Source organism: Alteromonas sp. (assembly GCF_984505615.1).
Map to the genome: position 1 here is coordinate 14,553 of NZ_CFHOXV010000002.1, position 15,247 is coordinate 29,799.

Sequence of the window (15,247 nt, forward strand, 5' to 3'; positions counted from 1 at the left end):
CAGGTACGAACATGGAAAGTCTGAACGGTACCGGCAGCCACACAGAAGTTGTAGCCGGTCCGCTACCCCTGCTCAGTGTACTGGTGATGATTGAGAATGAGCAGTATCATTCGTCACTCAGGCTGATATTAGAAGATATCCCGCAGGTTGGATGTGTGACAATATGCCGTACCCCCGAAGAACTTTACTGGTTTAATGGTTCCCGCAACTCAATATTAATAAGTTGTCTCAACTCTTTTGCTGTTACCGGCCCTCACCAATGTCCACTTGTTATTGCCGGCAGTACAAATGAGGAAGCTTTAAAGGCCTTTGCTATCAATGCTGGAGGATTTATCTCTATGCCTCCTTCAAAGGAAAATGTCCGGTCTTGTCTGCAACATCAGCACGCACTGTTCAGTGCCCGTACGGAACGCGCCGGTTATGAATCCGCTTGTAAAACTATTTCGCTACAGGCTGGTATTTCCGTAAGCGCACTGAAAGCGAGGTTGAACCGTCAACTTAACCACCCGGGTTTTGAACGTCGTCTGAGTTTACGTTGTGCAGGTGAGTGGACATATCTTGAATATGGCGACATCATTTGGATAGAAGCTGCAGGGGACTATCTTGTTGTGCACTGTCTGTCTGAAAATCATGTTGTCCGTTGCTCGCTCTGTGATATGCAGCGCAAATTGCCGGATCAATTTACGCGTATCAGCCGCTCAGCCATAATTAATTGTACTGCTATTGTCAGAATCGATGAATGTTGCAGGCGCCCCCGGTTTATTCACTTGTCTGGCAACATAAAACTTAATATAAGTCAGCATTATGCGATGAGAACATCACTTATCAATACTTCGAACTAATACCATTGTCGGTTGTGAGACCCGGTCTCTGTCAGATACACTGCCTTATCTTCATTTACACGGACGCCTATGAATAACCTGCTGCACATGCTTGCCGGTCTGGCTGCGATCTTTCTTTTTTATTTCTGCGGAGAGATGCTGGTAAGAGTATTAGCTCTGCCGTTCCCGGGCACACTCGCCGGACTGTTAATGTTGCTCGCTTTTCAGTTTCTCCGCAGGAAAACCCCTGTCGTGCTGATATCGGGCGGGGCCCCGCTGTTAAGGCATATGGCGATGCTTTTTGTTCCTGCTGTGCTGGGCGTTGGCGTTTACTGGCAGCAAATCAATGAAAACCTTACCGGCATCGGGTTAGCCATCATTGTTTCAACCACTGTCAGCCTGGGCCTCAGCGGGTGGATAGCGCAACGTTTATTGCAATCTGTTGCTGTGGATTCAGAAGAAGATCCTGGCTTATGACTGTTGTACAGGCATTTAATGACTGGTTTGCAAGTGTCTCTGCGCTCGTTGTGCCTTCTTTTTCGGCAACGGGATTAGTCTGGATAAGTATAACCATTGTGGCCTATTTACTCGCATTATCCATTGCTCGCAGAACCCGCGGACATCCGCTGGCGAACCCTGTTCTGGTCACTGCGGTGATCACCGGCATGGTTATTTTGATAAGCGGGCAGGGAACGGGTAATTATCAGCATGAGGCGGGCTTTATTCACTGGTTACTGGGGCCGGCCACGGTGGCGCTAGCGATCCCCATGTATGCCCAGTGGCAAAAAATTCGTGAACTGGGCTGGCGTCTGGTTCTGGCGGTATTTCTTGCCGGCGTCATCGCACCGTTAACAGCATGGCTGACAGTGTGGTTTTATGATGCACCACTGGCTATTCAGATGACCATGCTGGCGAAGTCTATTACTACGCCGCTGGCAATGGAAGCGACTGCGCAAATCAATGGTATTCCTGCGCTGGCTGCTGTATTCGTTATCACTACAGGTATTGTGGGGGCGGTAATTGCGCCGGGGGTCTATCACTTGTTAAATGTCACTCTGCCGCAAGCCCGTGGTGTCGCGCTGGGAGCCGTGTGTCATGCAGTGGGGACCGCTAAAGCGTTGCAAATGAGTGAGCGTACCGGCGCGCTGGCAACGTTGGGGTTGTGCCTGAACGGCATCATGACGGCGATTATCCTGCCTTTACTGTTTGCGTAACAGAGTCATTAGCAGGAACCTGAGTTTAAAAAATAACCGCCGTGTTACACCAATGACGAATGGAAATTACTCAGAATCCTGCTATCAATGTATAAGGGATTCAGTTGACTGAAAACTGTTGTATGCACGGTATACAATATTCATGGTCAGGCAATTTCTGCAAAAGATTTCGCAATTCAGCGAAGGCTAAAGGAAGGTAATCTTTTTACATGATTTCGGTATTGGTTTGTGACGACTCGCTGGTAGCACGCAAACAGGTAGCAAAGTGCTTGCCGCCTGACTGGGATGTCGCTGTTCATTTCGCCAAAAATGGTCAGGAAGCGGTCGCCGCTTTAGAGCAGGGTAAAGGACAACTGTTATTACTGGATTTGAATATGCCGGTGATGGACGGATACGCCACCTTGCAGGCCATTCAGGATAAGGGGCTGAAAACCAAAGTTGTTGTGATTTCCGGGGATATACAGCCCGAGGCCCATGAACGGGTAACCCGTCTGGGAGCACTGGAGTTTATTCGCAAGCCTGTGGACCCGGCAACGCTTGAAAGCGTGCTGGTTAAACATAATTTGCTGGAAAACGAGCCGGAAGTCGCAGAGTCAGTTGAACTGGATCCGGATATCCGCGACTGCTATCAGGAAATCACTAATATTGCCATGGGACGGGCGGGTGACCACCTTGCCCGGACGATGAATGTGTTTGTTCACCTGCCTATTCCCAATGTGAATCTTATTGAAGCATCTGAAATGCGCATGATGCTGTCGGATATAGACAGCCATGAGCAGGTAACAGCAGTGTGCCAGGGCTTTATCGGCTCAGGGATCCGCGGTGAAGTCATGTGTATTCTCAGTGATTCAAGTTTTGAAGATGTGGCAAAAATTCTCGATGTGCAGGAGGATGTGGACGATCAATTGCAGCTTGAGTTGCTAATGGATGCGGCCAGTATCCTTATCGGCACCTGCCTCACGGGCCTGGCGCAACAAATGGACGTGACTTTTGCACAGGGGCAGCCCATTGTTCTCGGGCAGCACCGTGCGATTACCGATATTATTCAGACTAATCAGGTGAAGTGGAAACGTACTCTGGCGATTGAACTGAGTTACGGGCTGGAAGGTTACAATGTGAATTGTGACCTGTTAATTCTTTTCACCGAAGACTCTATGCAAACCATGAACGCCAAACTTGCTCATTTACTGGAGGATATGTAATGCAGGACAGTGAATTAGAGCAAATGCAGTCTTTCCATTGGATGATGGATATGCTGCAAAGTGTTGATGTTGGCATTATCGTTCTGGACAGAGCATTCCAGGTAAAGGTATGGAATGGCTTCATGGAAAGCCACAGCGGGCTCTTACCAAGCGAAGTGCGTGACAAAACCTTATTCAGCATTTTCCCTCACATCAACGAAAGCTGGTTTGCGAAAAAATGCAAACCTGTATTTGAGTTGAAAACCCGGGCGTTCATGACCTGGGAACAGCGGCCTCATTTGTTCAAGTTTCACAATTACCGGCCGATTACAGGTAATGAGCCGTACATGTATCAGAATATAACACTGGCACCTTTAACATCGGCGAACGGGAAAACCGACCATATCAGCGTAATGATTTACGATATGACGGATATCGCGTCCGGTAAAAAGCAACTTGAAGCGTTGCAGGTGAGCAGTGAAGAACGCAGGGAAAGACGTTCACCACAATAAACTGAATACACCGGCGTTTTCTTTTTCAGAGGGTAAGACGACGTGATGTTTCGAATTTCTCCACACCTTCCGTGCCGGCACGGGTTCACCGTTTTCTTGATGAGTCTTATGCTGAGTGCATGCGGCGGAGGTGGCGGTGATGACTCCGGTGGCACGCCCACTAATCCCAATGCGATTTACGTGAATGCCGGTGCCGACATTGAAGTACTGGAGGCCACGGACGCCAGTTTGAGTGGCAGTGCTACAGGCAATACCGATGGCGCGACCTGGCGCTGGTCTGTAACGCCTTCTGCCACTATCACGCAGGATGACAATACTGTTGCAGACGCGGTTTTTACTGCACCTGTCGTTACCACCGATACGTCGTTTGTTGTTACCCTGACTGTCACCAATAGCAGCGGTAACAGCGATTCTGATACCTTAAATATTCTGGTCAGGCCGGTAAATGTGTCACCGACAGCTGTGATCACGCCGGAGCAGGAAGCCGGTCAGCCGCAGAATACATACTCTGCCGGCAGTACCGTGGAGCTGAGCGGGTCGGCCAGTACAGACGAGGATGCACCGGATTCAGCGAACCCTATAGCGGGCTGGGAGTGGCAACAAACCTCAGGTAACAGTGTTTTAAATGGTATCGCCACTGATCAGCCTTCGATAACGATTACTATGCCGGTGGAGACCAGTGCGCAGGCGCTGACACTGACACTGACGGTCACTGATGCAGAAGGTGCCACAGATACCGCCACTGTTACCCTGAATACATTGTCAGAAAGCCAGACCTTACCAAAGGTCAGTGCCGGCAACGACCAGGCGGTATTCAGCGGTGAGCGGATTGTCCTCAATGGCGTTGCAACCACGACGGTGTCCGCCGGTTTACCGCTACTCAGTGAATGGGAAGCGTCAGGCAGTGCGGGCATGGTCCGCGATGCAGATACTCTTTCAACGTATGCGATTGCGCCGCAGGTCGATGTGGAAACGCAAATGAGTTACACCCTTGCCGTGAGTGATGCCTTCGGTCATATCGTCTATGACGAAATTTTCGTTACCGTCCGTCCCATGCCCGTTCCTTTGTTAAACGACACCGGCGTTACAGTGCAGGCGAACAATACAGCCTACGCCAATACCCAGCAGAACGATTTTCCCGGTCAGGACGGACAGCGGGGCGGTGATGTGATCAGTGCTGCCGGTTTCCTCGAAAAGGCAGGCCGTGGTAAAGCGGGTTTTGATTTCACCAAACTTAATAGCAACGGTGATGAAGAAGATGATACGTCGCAGGCCTGGTCTTGTGTACGCGATAACATTACCGGTCTTATCTGGGAGAAGAAAACCGACGATGCCGGACTTCGTGACGCAGATAACACCTATTCATGGTTCTTCTCTGCGCAAAACGGAGGTTATCAGGGCCCGCAAACTACGACTACCGCCAGTTGTACAATGACTAACTGTAACACCCAGGCTTATGTCAATGCGGTAAACGCCCAGGGCCTGTGCGGGTTCTACGACTGGCGTATGCCGACACATCAGGAGCTGATGTCGATTATTCATTTCGGTCAGCCCAGCGGCGTGATGCTTGATGATGACTATTTCCCTTTCGCCGGCACACTGGCGGCCGGAGAAGACAAGTTATGGTACTGGACCCGCATGCCAAGTGCTGACGGGGTGTCCGGTGATGCGGCACAGAATGCCTGGGCACTGGATTTTGCATCCGGCCTGGATAACTTCTTAATTAAATCGAGCCCGGCGCGGGTGCGTCTGGTAAGGGCAGGGAGATAAGCATGAAACCTGTATTTGTATTGTTATGCTGGCTGTTTTCGGCGTCTTTAATGGCTCAGACCTGTCTGGGTGATGGTATTGAAACCGCCGGCGAGGACGATTTTGAAGATTTGGGTGGCGGCGAAGTGCTGCATATTGAAACTCAGCTAATCTGGCAGCGTTGCTCACTGGGGCAGACCTGGAACGGGACAACCTGCACAGGCACTGCCACTAAATATAACTGGCAGGAAGCACTCATCGCTGCGCAGGAAGCCGATGCCGTTGACCTTGCAGGATTGCGTTTACCTAATATCAAAGAGCTGTCGACTATTACTGAACGCCTGTGTGTACGCCCTGCGATTAATGAAGCTATTTTCCCCAATACACCGCCGGATGATTTCTGGACATCAACGCCTTCACTGGAAGATCCGGTACGTTCCTGGGTAGTCGCATTTTTTAACGCCAGTCACTCAATCAAAGAAAAGGACAGATTTGTTTACGTGCGTTTAGTGCGTACACAGCTTGATTAGACGTTAACAGCCCTTATAATGCCGCGATTTATTCAACCTGAATTTTAGCAGGTTGGACTTGTCGCGGCTTTTTATTTAGGGGTAAGGCGTACACAATGCTACGCATGAGAATGCGAAAATTACTATCTGCTTTGCGAGTTCCGCTGGTGTTTTTCACCACGGTGCCTTTTTGTGCGTCAGCAGATATATCCTGTGACATCGACTTTGCCTATGGTCTGGTGGTTAACGAACATCAGTTACGGATCCTTGATAAGAGCCGTACTGTCGTTCAAATCAACGACCAGGATCAGCTGTTCGTAAAAGGTCGCTGGCAAAACCTGAGTGTACCCGAGCGCCGCTGGCTCCGTGATTATTCGCGTGGACTGCATTATGTTGTTCCCAAGATGATTATTCTGGCGACAGAAGGTGTAGACCTGGCAGCAGACACCGTGGATAACGTATATCAGGGGCTGGTGGGAACCGATCACGAAAGTTACGAAAAGCTGCAGCACGCAATGAAGCGCGTGCGTAACCGTGTTAAAGACAAGTTCCGTCATGCCAGCAACCATTACTTTATCGGCCCGGGATCACTGGAAAGTGTCGACCACTTTGTCGACAGTGAAATTGAAGCTGAACTGGAGCAGGCTATCTCTATGTCTATCGGCGGTATTCTCTCAGCCATTGGCGGCATGGATGAAAACCGGGTAGATTTAAGCAGCGAAAGGGTGGAAGAAATCACCCGTCAACTTGAGGCCGTAGGTGAGCAACTGGATTTTGAAGCCGGGCCGGCATCACTGAACAATAAAGCGCAGTGGTTCTGTGACAAACTACACCGCCTGAATACCCTGGAAGAAAAGCTGCGCAAGCATATCCCTGCGCTGAAACCTTACGACATTATTATTTCGGAATAAATCGTTAAACAAATGCTGAGAGCAGGCTGTTAAGGTATCGTCTGCCTTTTGCCGTCACCTGCCAGTGCAACTCCGTTTCTTCAATCAGTCCCTGCTCGCGGGCTTTAGAAAGCTCTGCTAATTCCTGAGAAGATAATGTCTGTCCGGTAAAATCAGTAAAATCCCGCTTGGGGCAGGGTTCGACAAGGCGGAACCGGTTCATGAAAAATTCGAAGGCTAAATCTTCTTTCTCTACCGTTGAAGAAGTATCGAGGTAGGGGCGGGCAATATCCATATAGCCTCTGGGATGCTTCACTTTTACAGTACGGACTATTTCACCGCTGTTGATATCTGTGATTTTACCGTGAGCACCACAGCCGATCCCCAGGTAATCACCGAAGCGCCAGTAATTCAGATTGTGCTGACACTGGAAGCCGGGCTGGCTGTAACCGGAAATTTCATACTGTTCGAAGCCGGCAGCTTTGAGCCTCTTATGCCCCTGTGACTGGATCTCCCATAAAATATCATCATCGGGCAGCTCAGGAGGCTTTGAGTAAAAGGGCGTGTTGGGCTCAATGGTGAGCTGATACCAGGAAAGATGGCGTGGAGACATGGCAATGGCACGGTCTAGATCGTCCAGCGCATTGGAAATACTCTGATCCGGTAAGCCGTGCATCAAATCCACATTAAAACTGTTCAGCGGTGCGGCCTTCGCCAGAGTGATGGCCCGGCTTGCCTGGTCAGTATCGTGAATGCGGCCAAGGGCTTTAAGATGGTGGTTCTGAAAGCTCTGGATCCCCATGGAAATCCTGTTTACCCCAGCCTGAGCATAGCCGTCAAAGCGTCCCGCCTCCACGGTACCGGGATTAGCCTCAAGAGTAATTTCAGCATGCTCAGACAACGCTACCCGTTGTTTAACGCCGTCCAGCAGGGTTGCTATGGATTCTGCGGAAAACAAGCTTGGCGTACCGCCGCCGATAAAAATACTGGTGATCTCGCGTCCTTTTACGCGTGTTGCGTCAATAGCCAGATCGTCCAGCAAATGGGCGATGTATTCATTTTCAGGAAGCGATGACTTCAACCCGTGTGAGTTGAAGTCGCAGTAAGGGCATTTCTGAACACACCAGGGAATGTGGATATACAGGCCCAGTGAGGGATTACGCAAAAGTTTGTCTCATTTGTTCGAGCAGAAATGCCATGGCCTGACCACGATGGCTGATTTGATTCTTAACCTGACGGTCCAGTTCAGCGGCGGTACATTCATGGGAAGGTACATAAAACACCGGATCATACCCGAAGCCGCCGTGACCGGCCTGAGACTCCGTAATCGTGCCATGCCAGTAACCCTGACTGATAAGCGGTACCGGATCGTCTGCATGACGCATAAACACCAGCATACAAAAGAAATGTGCACGGCGGTTTGCTTTACCATCCAGCGCTCCCAGCAACTTATCAATGTTATCACTGTCGCTGGCCTGTGCGCCGGCGTAGCGGGCGGAATAGATACCCGGCGCACCGCCAAGTGCATTCACTACCAACCCGGAGTCGTCTGCAATCGCCGGCAAGCCGGTGACTTTCGCAGCATGACGGGCTTTGATAATGGCGTTCTCCACGAATGTGGTGCCTGTTTCCGGAACGTCTTCCACGCCGAGTTCTTTTTGCGGAACCACGGTCACGTTCAGCGCTGAAAACAGGCGGGTGAATTCCTTCACTTTGCCGGCGTTACCTGATGCCAGTACAATTTTTTCCGGAAATGACATATCAAACCGTCCTTACTGATTACTTACTTTTCTTATTCGCTGTGGCGGCTTTTTTCTTTTTGGCCTTTTTCTTCGCGGTGTTTTTCGGAGCTTTATGCTTAGGCCGCAAATCTTTTACGAAACGGGATTTAAGCGGTTCACCGGTGTAACGCTCAACTCTACCTACCATATCGAAGTCGTGAGCTTCAATCAGTGATATGGCGGTACCTTTTGCGCCTGCACGACCTGTACGGCCAATACGGTGAACGTAAATATCTGCCTTGCGGGGCATATCGAAGTTGATGACATGACTGACGTTAGGTACGTCTATGCCACGGGCAGCCACATCGGTTGCCAGCAGTACGGGGACTTTTCCGGATTTAAACCGAAGCAGGGCGTCATTACGTTTATCCTGCGGCATTTCTCCCTGCAGCCAGCACACTTCGATTTTCTCTGACATCAGAAAATCTTTCAGTGCCTGCAGGCGCTCGCGGGTTTTTATAAACACCACCGCATTGGTAATGTCGTTTTTAAGAATATGCACCAGCATGGCCTGCTTGTGGGCCATGTCATCAGCCAGGTGATACCACTGATGAGTTTTCGCTTTTTCCTTCCGGGAAGGATTCGCTTCTACCTCAACCGGATCATTAAGAATATCGCGGGAGAAAAACTTCACTCCCGGCCCTTCCAGTGTGGCGGAGAACAGCATGTTCTGCTTACGCCAGCGGGCTTCTGCGGCAATCTGACCCACAATGGCACCAAATCCCATGTCGAGCATACGATCCGCCTCATCAAGAATAAGACATTCAATGTTGCGACAATCCGCCGATTCTTTCTCGATATGCTCAAATAAGCGGCCCGGCGTGGCCACAAGGATATCCAGGTTCTGGCTCAGTGTTTCTCTGTCAGTACCATAGTTTATGCCGCCGGTAATTACGCCGCACACCAGTTCCGTATAACGGGTAATTGCCCGTGCCTGCTCATACACTTGTAAGGCAAGTTCACGGGTTGGCGTGAGAATAAGGATGCGTGTCGAACCGGGTTCCCGACGTGGGAAATCCAGTAAAAACTGGCACGCAGGCAGCAAAAAGGCCGCCGTTTTTCCGGTTCCGGTAGGGGCCGATGCGAGGATATCTTTGCCGTCCATCGCCGGCGGGATCACGAGAGACTGAATGGAAGTTGGGTTTTTAAATCCCATCTCCGTAACAGCCTGACAGAGGCTGTCATCAAGCTCTAATTCTTCAAAGGTCATTCGGTGTTTTTGCGTCGCGAAAATAAAGGCGTATTGTAGCACCTCACCGCTGTGTTTTGATAACTATTATCCCGAAACTGCGCCTTCAGATTCATTCACAACAGAATTGGCACAGCTGAGCAGTACGTGATAAGCCGTCTCTTCGTTTTTTCCGAACTGCGGCTGCTGCTTTGCCTTAATTTTGGTGAAAACGGGTTGGGTAAGTCCGGCCATGAAGCGACTCAGCAAGACAGGTGTCAGCATCTGTGCAGGCAGCTTTTCAGAAAGCCAGTTGTGGGCCTGTTGCATGTCAGGGGCGATATTGCCGGACTCTGTTTCTGAGTTATCACGGCTAAGACTCAGTGATTGTCCCCTGCATACTGAGCAGTGCCCGCAGTGTTCAGGTGCATGCTGATCGCCGAAGTACAATGCCAGATTGTGATTCAGGCAGCGGTCGAGATTGAAAAAGCGCAGCATGGTAGCAATACGGGCAATTTCTGATCCTTCGTTCTTGCAGGCATACTGATGCAGATTGCCGGCAAGGTCGGGGGTGAATAAATCGGGATTTACCCGGTACACATCGGTGAGCTGTTTGGCTTCCAGCTCAGCCTGGCCGTTGTCAGCCAGTTGCTCCAGCAGATTCAGCACCATTCCTCTCTGGTATCCTTGCTGCTGAAGGGCGTCGAAATCAGGAACGCCCCAAATTTTCTTGAAGCGGGTGTGGCTGACAATTGAATCGAACAGTCCCTGATGTTCCTGCGGTAAGTGTTGCGCAATTTGCTCAGGAGCCGTCAGCCATTTTACCTTTACGTCTTCGTAGTAGCTGTATTCAGGTTCGACCGCGCCGGCCAGTTCCAGCTGTACCAGCAGCGTCTTCAGTGGTAAAGGGCGAATATTCGTGGTTTGTGACAGCGACCAGGCCCTTGTTTCCCACTGACCATTTTGTGTGTTGGCCGTGATTTCATTAAGCAGCGCGTCAATGGCGTGCTTTTCAGGTGTGTCGCCATAGACAAAGTTTTCCAGCACGTTAATGCCGTCCAGACTTGCCAGCAGTACGCACCGGCTGTTCTGTCCGTCACGTCCGGCACGGCCGATTTCCTGGCTGTAATTCTCTATGGATTTCGGGAGGTCGTAATGCACCACGAAACGGATATCTGCTTTATCGATACCCATGCCAAAGGCGATGGTTGCCACAATGATGCGTGTTTCGCCCGCCATAAAGCGATTTTGAATGGCAGCACGGTTGTCGTTACCAAGGCCTGCATGATAAGAAACAGCAGAATAGCCTGCTGCCTGTAATTGGCTGGCAAGTTCGTCTGCCGTTTTTTGCTGCGTGACATACACAATGCCGGCGCCGGCCGTGTCATCAAGCACTTGCGTGAGCAACGGGAATTTACCGGTGTTCTGTGCCGGAATCAGGTCTATGTCCAGGTTAGCCCTGTAGAATCCCGTTTGTACGATATGCTGCAGGCCGATATCGAATTTCTGCGCCATGTCTTTTTGTACCCGGCGCATCGCTGTAGCGGTGAGCAACAGCACCAGCGGAATGTTCAGTGACTGGCGGTAGCGGGGCAGTTTCAGATAATCGGGACGAAAATTGTGACCCCATTCAGAGATACAATGGGCTTCATCCACCACCAGCATGGATACGGGAATGCTGTCGATAAAGCGGCGGAAGCGCTCGTTTTTAAATCGCTCTACCGAAATCATCAGGATCTTAAGCTCACCATCACGGGCCTGCCGCATGACCTGCTGACTGTCTTCTTTGCTCAAAGTGGAATCCAGGCTGGCAGCCGCAATACCCTTACTACGCAGAAATGCCAGCTGATCATGCATCAGCGCAATGAGCGGCGAAATCACCAGTGTGAGATGGGGCAATTGTGTCGCGGTGAACTGATAACACAGAGACTTACCTGAACCGGTGGGAAACACCGCCAGCGAAGAATGCCCGGCCAGAAGCTGCTCAATAGTCTGTTGCTGACCTTCGCGGAAACCGTCGAAGCCAAAACGTTGCTGAAGCTGTTGTGTCAGGGTGTGCATATTGTTATTCAATAAGTGATTTAGACTGATATTAATCGTTAACCAGATATCTTATGACTGGCTATGAGGACTGATTTGCCTGCAGGAACTCCGCAATAATTTCCATGCGGGCCTGATCCATGGCTTCGCCAATTTGAGGGCCCCGCAGGCCCTGTTCAACAAAGGCTTTGGCGCTCAGCTTGCCAGCCTTGCTGATCGCTTCATTCAGTGCCGTTGCTAAAGCGCTATCTGTATCAGAGGGTTCCGCTATCAGTGTGCACGCGGTAATAAAGTCAGTGAAGCGTTCCGGTTTACGCCAGGCGTCGCATTGATTACACAGGGCAAGCCAGTCTTCTGCATGGTTTGATGCGGTAAAGTTCTTGCTGAAACGGCTGATCAGGAGCGCCAGTCCGGTGTATTTGTTGGGTGTTTTTATCCGCTCACATAACTTCTCTGTTTGTTCCGGTGAAACGTCTGCAAATAGCAGTGCCCAGCGAATGTCGTCACTGCATTGCGCCGCAGCTGCCCGCTGAAGCCGTAAGTTACTGTTTACCCGTGACGGGATAAGTTCCAAAAACCAGAAACCAAGTGCATCAGCGTTTTCAAGCACCTGAAAATAGACTTCAGGATTCATTTCTCCCAATGCACGGATAGTCTCCTTCCATACACGCTCTGCCGTAAGATGGGCAAGTTCGCCACTGTCAGCCATGGAGCGCATGAGTGACGCTGTTTCATCTGCTAAGGTAAACCCGAGATAAGCATACCTTGCTGCAAAACGGGCAACACGGAATACCCGCAGGGGATCCTCACTGAAGGCTTCAGACACATGCCGCAATGTGCGGGATTCGATATCTTTAACACCGTGGTAAGGGTCAATCAGATTGCCATCTTTGTCTCTGGCGATAGCATTTACGGTGAGATCCCGACGGATCAAATCCTGCTCCAGCGTCACGTCAGGTGCAGCGTAACAAACAAAGCCGGTATAACCGCTGCCGGACTTTCTTTCCGTACGGGCGAGGGCGTATTCTTCTTTGGTTTTCGGATGCAGGAACACCGGGAAATCTTTCCCGACCTGTTCATAGCCTTTACTGAGCATCTCCTGTGGTGTGGCACCTGTAACTACCCAGTCTCGTTCTGTTACCGGGCGTCCGAGTAATTCATCCCGTACTGCGCCGCCCACTAAATAAACATCCATAAAACCATCACGCTGTTTGTTTTGTTTCATTATGCCTGAACTAAGAGGCTTTTTGTTTATCGAAAGGCTTTGATTTTGACTTATTCACCCGGGCCGGTTAGTTTAGTCGCGGTGAATTGCTAACTCTCTCAAACACATGTATCTGAATTATTTTGGACTGACGGACAACCCGTTTTCCATAGCGCCAAACCCCGATTATTTATATATGAGCCCGCGCCACAAAGAGGCACTGGCACATCTGACCTTTGGCCTGCGCGAAAGCGGCGGTTTTGTGATGCTGACCGGCGAGGTTGGCACCGGAAAGACCACGGTATCCCGGAAATTGTTGCAGCAATTACCTGACAATACACAGGTAGCAATGATTTTAAATCCCACGTTGTCTGCTCTTGAACTGCTGGCCACCGTCTGCGACGAGCTGGGCATTCCCTATGATGTGGACAAGGCCAGTCTGAAATATTTTACTGATCGTATTCTGGCAAAGCTGGCTGACAATCATCAGGCCGGCATGAATACGGTACTGATGATTGATGAAGCACAGCATCTGATGCCGGAAGTGCTGGAGCAGCTGCGTTTACTGACCAATCTGGAAACCAACCGTGAGAAACTGCTGAAGGTGGTGTTAATCGGGCAGCCTGAATTACAACAGTTACTGAAGCGAAACGAATTACGGCAGCTGGCTCAGCGTATTACCGCCCGTTATCATTTGTTACCGCTCACCGCGCCGGAAGTTTCTTCCTACGTAGCACACCGCTTGAGTGTGGCAAAGGGGGACGTGAGCATTTTCAGCCCGTCGACGATTAAAGCCATTCACCAAATCACAGGGGGCATTCCCAGAGTAATTAACTTGCTTTGTGACCGCGCACTGACCCTGTCATTCACCAAACAGCATGCAGTCGTGAAGAAACCTGTATTCCTTGCCGCAGCAGAACAAATTCTTGGCGAGGATGTGGTGAGCCAGCGTATTCAAAGCCAGCGTAAATGGCTGATGATATTGTTGTTTGTGATTGCTGTGGTGACTGGCTTTGGCCTCGGGAGGTTGTATGTCTGACCTCATTAAAATTGCAGAGCTGAAACCCGGTATGGTGATTATTCGCATCACTGAGCAGAACGGGCCGGTTAAAATTCGCAAAAGTGGTCTGGTATCCAGTGACGCCATGGTACAGGGCCTGGCGGAAATGGGAGTGCAGGAAGTTGAAGTTGACCCTGCTCAAGCCGTTGAAATTGAAAAGCCAGTGCATCACCGCACGCAAACGCAGGCGCTGCTCAGGGGAGAACACGACACCAGTGTCAGTAAGTTTGATGCCGGGTTGTCAGATCAATTTAACCGCAGCTTGTTCCTGCCCACTGTGCAGGGAATGCCGTCGTTGTGGAAAGTGTATACCAGACAGGCTGTGTCCTTTGCCGGTGTCATTCTGGCCGGACTTATTACAGGTGGTGCCATCGGCAGTTACCCTGCGTGGTGGCCTGATACGGTAAATATCGTGTCCGCCGGCGATGGGCGCGGAAACGGACAGGAGATCCCGGGAACAACACCTGAAGACAGTACAAACCTGAAATCTACCGGAGAGGCTGTGGTGCCAGACGGTAATAATATTGCCGCAGTGGATAGCAGCCCGGTAAATAACACAAATGAATTAAACCCGGTTCCCGATACCACCGCTGGGAGTCAGCCTGAAATAAGCGCAATCCCAAACCAGAGCGCAACTCCTGACCAGAGTGCAACCGGGCAGCAGAATACTGCGTCCGCCAATCCGGTTAACAGAGATGGTGCAGGGAATGATATTGTTGCGCAGGCCTCAGATTTAGGCGGTGAAATCATCAATGCGCCGCAGGAAAGCGATGTGAATGTGTCACCGGAGCTTATGGCCCGGTTTAATAAGGCCATTGAAGATTTGGACAACAAGGCTACCGAAGATGAGCCTGAAACACAGATCACCGTGCGTGACGATTTACCCCGTGTCGATCAACTTCCTGTCAGAATGCTTACCCGTTTACCGGGTATGGCGTTTAATGCGCATATGTATGCCAGTCGTCCGTCTGACCGCTGGGTCAGAGTGAACGGCAAACAACTCGGGGAAGGGGACTGGATTGATGACAAGGTGCAAATAGTAAAGATTGAAGCTCAGCGGGTTATTCTGAGTTTCGAAAATAAAGAGTTTTCTATGGCGGCGTTAACAGACTGGTGAC

Annotated in this window: 15 protein-coding genes; 10 read left to right on the forward strand and 5 right to left on the reverse strand. The window is 50.5% G+C overall.

Annotated elements, in window-relative coordinates; all coding sequences use genetic code 11:
• The first annotated feature begins 11 nt into the window (after nt 1-11).
• The 8 genes from AC4PME_RS01625 to AC4PME_RS01660 all read left to right on the forward strand — a co-directional run bounded on the left by AC4PME_RS01625 (nt 12) and on the right by AC4PME_RS01660 (nt 6,897).
• Nucleotides 12-842: a LytR/AlgR family response regulator transcription factor gene (locus AC4PME_RS01625; protein WP_491045028.1), complete on the forward strand. Its 831-nt coding sequence runs from the start codon at nt 12-14 to the stop codon at nt 840-842.
• 69 nt (nt 843-911) lie between these two features.
• Nucleotides 912-1,298: a CidA/LrgA family protein gene (locus AC4PME_RS01630; protein ID WP_491045029.1), complete on the forward strand. Its 387-nt coding sequence runs from the start codon at nt 912-914 to the stop codon at nt 1,296-1,298.
• Nucleotides 1,295-2,035, forward strand: a complete 741-nt coding sequence (locus AC4PME_RS01635) for an LrgB family protein (RefSeq protein WP_491045030.1) — start codon at nt 1,295-1,297, stop codon at nt 2,033-2,035. Before AC4PME_RS01630 ends, AC4PME_RS01635 begins: the two co-directional genes overlap by 4 nt.
• A 209-nt stretch (nt 2,036-2,244) precedes the next feature.
• A complete protein-coding gene (locus AC4PME_RS01640; RefSeq protein WP_491045031.1) occupies nt 2,245-3,237 on the forward strand; it encodes a response regulator in 993 nt (330 codons plus the stop codon).
• Entirely contained in the window at nt 3,237-3,728 is a 492-nt protein-coding gene (locus tag AC4PME_RS01645) for a PAS domain-containing protein (RefSeq protein ID WP_119500427.1), read from the forward strand. The genes AC4PME_RS01640 and AC4PME_RS01645 overlap by 1 nt, the downstream gene beginning before the upstream one ends.
• A 108-nt stretch (nt 3,729-3,836) precedes the next feature.
• Nucleotides 3,837-5,498 carry an Lcl C-terminal domain-containing protein gene (locus AC4PME_RS01650; protein ID WP_491045032.1) on the forward strand — a complete coding sequence of 554 codons (1,662 nt, stop codon included), beginning with the start codon at nt 3,837-3,839 and terminating at the stop codon, nt 5,496-5,498.
• 2 nt (nt 5,499-5,500) lie between these two features.
• Nucleotides 5,501-6,007, forward strand: a complete 507-nt coding sequence (locus AC4PME_RS01655; RefSeq protein WP_119500429.1) for an Lcl C-terminal domain-containing protein — start codon at nt 5,501-5,503, stop codon at nt 6,005-6,007.
• Nucleotides 6,008-6,102: 95 nt separating this feature from the next.
• On the forward strand, nt 6,103-6,897 hold the full coding sequence (locus AC4PME_RS01660; RefSeq protein WP_491045033.1) for a DUF2884 family protein: 795 nt from the start codon (nt 6,103-6,105) through the stop codon (nt 6,895-6,897).
• A gap of 4 nt (nt 6,898-6,901) precedes the next feature.
• Here the strand turns inward: AC4PME_RS01660 and hemW are convergent, their stop codons facing one another.
• From hemW to AC4PME_RS01685, 5 genes are all read right to left on the reverse strand, one after another.
• A complete protein-coding gene (gene hemW / locus AC4PME_RS01665) occupies nt 6,902-8,041 on the reverse strand; it encodes a radical SAM family heme chaperone HemW (RefSeq protein ID WP_491045034.1) in 1,140 nt (379 codons plus the stop codon).
• On the reverse strand, nt 8,034-8,636 hold the full coding sequence (gene rdgB / locus AC4PME_RS01670; RefSeq protein WP_491045035.1) for an RdgB/HAM1 family non-canonical purine NTP pyrophosphatase: 603 nt from the start codon (nt 8,634-8,636) through the stop codon (nt 8,034-8,036). The genes hemW and rdgB overlap by 8 nt, the downstream gene beginning before the upstream one ends.
• A 19-nt stretch (nt 8,637-8,655) precedes the next feature.
• Complete coding sequence (srmB, locus tag AC4PME_RS01675; RefSeq protein WP_491045036.1) at nt 8,656-9,867, reverse strand: ATP-dependent RNA helicase SrmB; 1,212 nt, start codon at nt 9,865-9,867, stop codon at nt 8,656-8,658.
• A gap of 66 nt (nt 9,868-9,933) precedes the next feature.
• Entirely contained in the window at nt 9,934-11,886 is a 1,953-nt protein-coding gene (locus AC4PME_RS01680) for a RecQ family ATP-dependent DNA helicase (RefSeq protein WP_491045037.1), read from the reverse strand.
• Nucleotides 11,887-11,947: 61 nt separating this feature from the next.
• Entirely contained in the window at nt 11,948-13,060 is a 1,113-nt protein-coding gene (locus AC4PME_RS01685) for a tRNA nucleotidyltransferase/poly(A) polymerase-related protein (RefSeq protein ID WP_491045118.1), read from the reverse strand.
• Nucleotides 13,061-13,196: 136 nt separating this feature from the next.
• On the opposite strand from AC4PME_RS01685, the gene AC4PME_RS01690 reads away from it, so the two are divergent.
• Both AC4PME_RS01690 and AC4PME_RS01695 read left to right on the forward strand, forming a co-directional pair.
• Nucleotides 13,197-14,108, forward strand: a complete 912-nt coding sequence (locus tag AC4PME_RS01690) for an ExeA family protein (RefSeq protein WP_491045038.1) — start codon at nt 13,197-13,199, stop codon at nt 14,106-14,108.
• Nucleotides 14,101-15,246 (forward strand): general secretion pathway protein GspB, encoded by a 1,146-nt coding sequence (locus AC4PME_RS01695; RefSeq protein ID WP_491045039.1) that lies wholly within the window; start codon nt 14,101-14,103, stop codon nt 15,244-15,246. The genes AC4PME_RS01690 and AC4PME_RS01695 overlap by 8 nt, the downstream gene beginning before the upstream one ends.
• Nucleotide 15,247 lies beyond the last annotated feature (1 nt).

Bases quoted from the DNA above. Each gene is read 5' to 3' on its own strand.
- AC4PME_RS01625 (WP_491045028.1), top strand. From the start codon at position 12: ATGGAAAGTCTGAACGGTACCGGCAGCCACACAGAAGTTGTAGCCGGT.
- AC4PME_RS01630 (WP_491045029.1), top strand. From the start codon at position 912: ATGAATAACCTGCTGCACATGCTTGCCGGTCTGGCTGCGATCTTTCTT.
- AC4PME_RS01635 (WP_491045030.1), top strand. From the start codon at position 1,295: ATGACTGTTGTACAGGCATTTAATGACTGGTTTGCAAGTGTCTCTGCG.
- AC4PME_RS01640 (WP_491045031.1), top strand. From the start codon at position 2,245: ATGATTTCGGTATTGGTTTGTGACGACTCGCTGGTAGCACGCAAACAG.
- AC4PME_RS01645 (WP_119500427.1), top strand. From the start codon at position 3,237: ATGCAGGACAGTGAATTAGAGCAAATGCAGTCTTTCCATTGGATGATG.
- AC4PME_RS01650 (WP_491045032.1), top strand. From the start codon at position 3,837: ATGCTGAGTGCATGCGGCGGAGGTGGCGGTGATGACTCCGGTGGCACG.
- AC4PME_RS01655 (WP_119500429.1), top strand. From the start codon at position 5,501: ATGAAACCTGTATTTGTATTGTTATGCTGGCTGTTTTCGGCGTCTTTA.
- AC4PME_RS01660 (WP_491045033.1), top strand. From the start codon at position 6,103: ATGCTACGCATGAGAATGCGAAAATTACTATCTGCTTTGCGAGTTCCG.
- rdgB (WP_491045035.1), bottom strand. From the start codon at position 8,636: ATGTCATTTCCGGAAAAAATTGTACTGGCATCAGGTAACGCCGGCAAA.
- srmB (WP_491045036.1), bottom strand. From the start codon at position 9,867: ATGACCTTTGAAGAATTAGAGCTTGATGACAGCCTCTGTCAGGCTGTT.
- AC4PME_RS01680 (WP_491045037.1), bottom strand. From the start codon at position 11,886: ATGCACACCCTGACACAACAGCTTCAGCAACGTTTTGGCTTCGACGGT.
- AC4PME_RS01685 (WP_491045118.1), bottom strand. From the start codon at position 13,060: ATGGATGTTTATTTAGTGGGCGGCGCAGTACGGGATGAATTACTCGGA.
- AC4PME_RS01690 (WP_491045038.1), top strand. From the start codon at position 13,197: ATGTATCTGAATTATTTTGGACTGACGGACAACCCGTTTTCCATAGCG.
- AC4PME_RS01695 (WP_491045039.1), top strand. From the start codon at position 14,101: ATGTCTGACCTCATTAAAATTGCAGAGCTGAAACCCGGTATGGTGATT.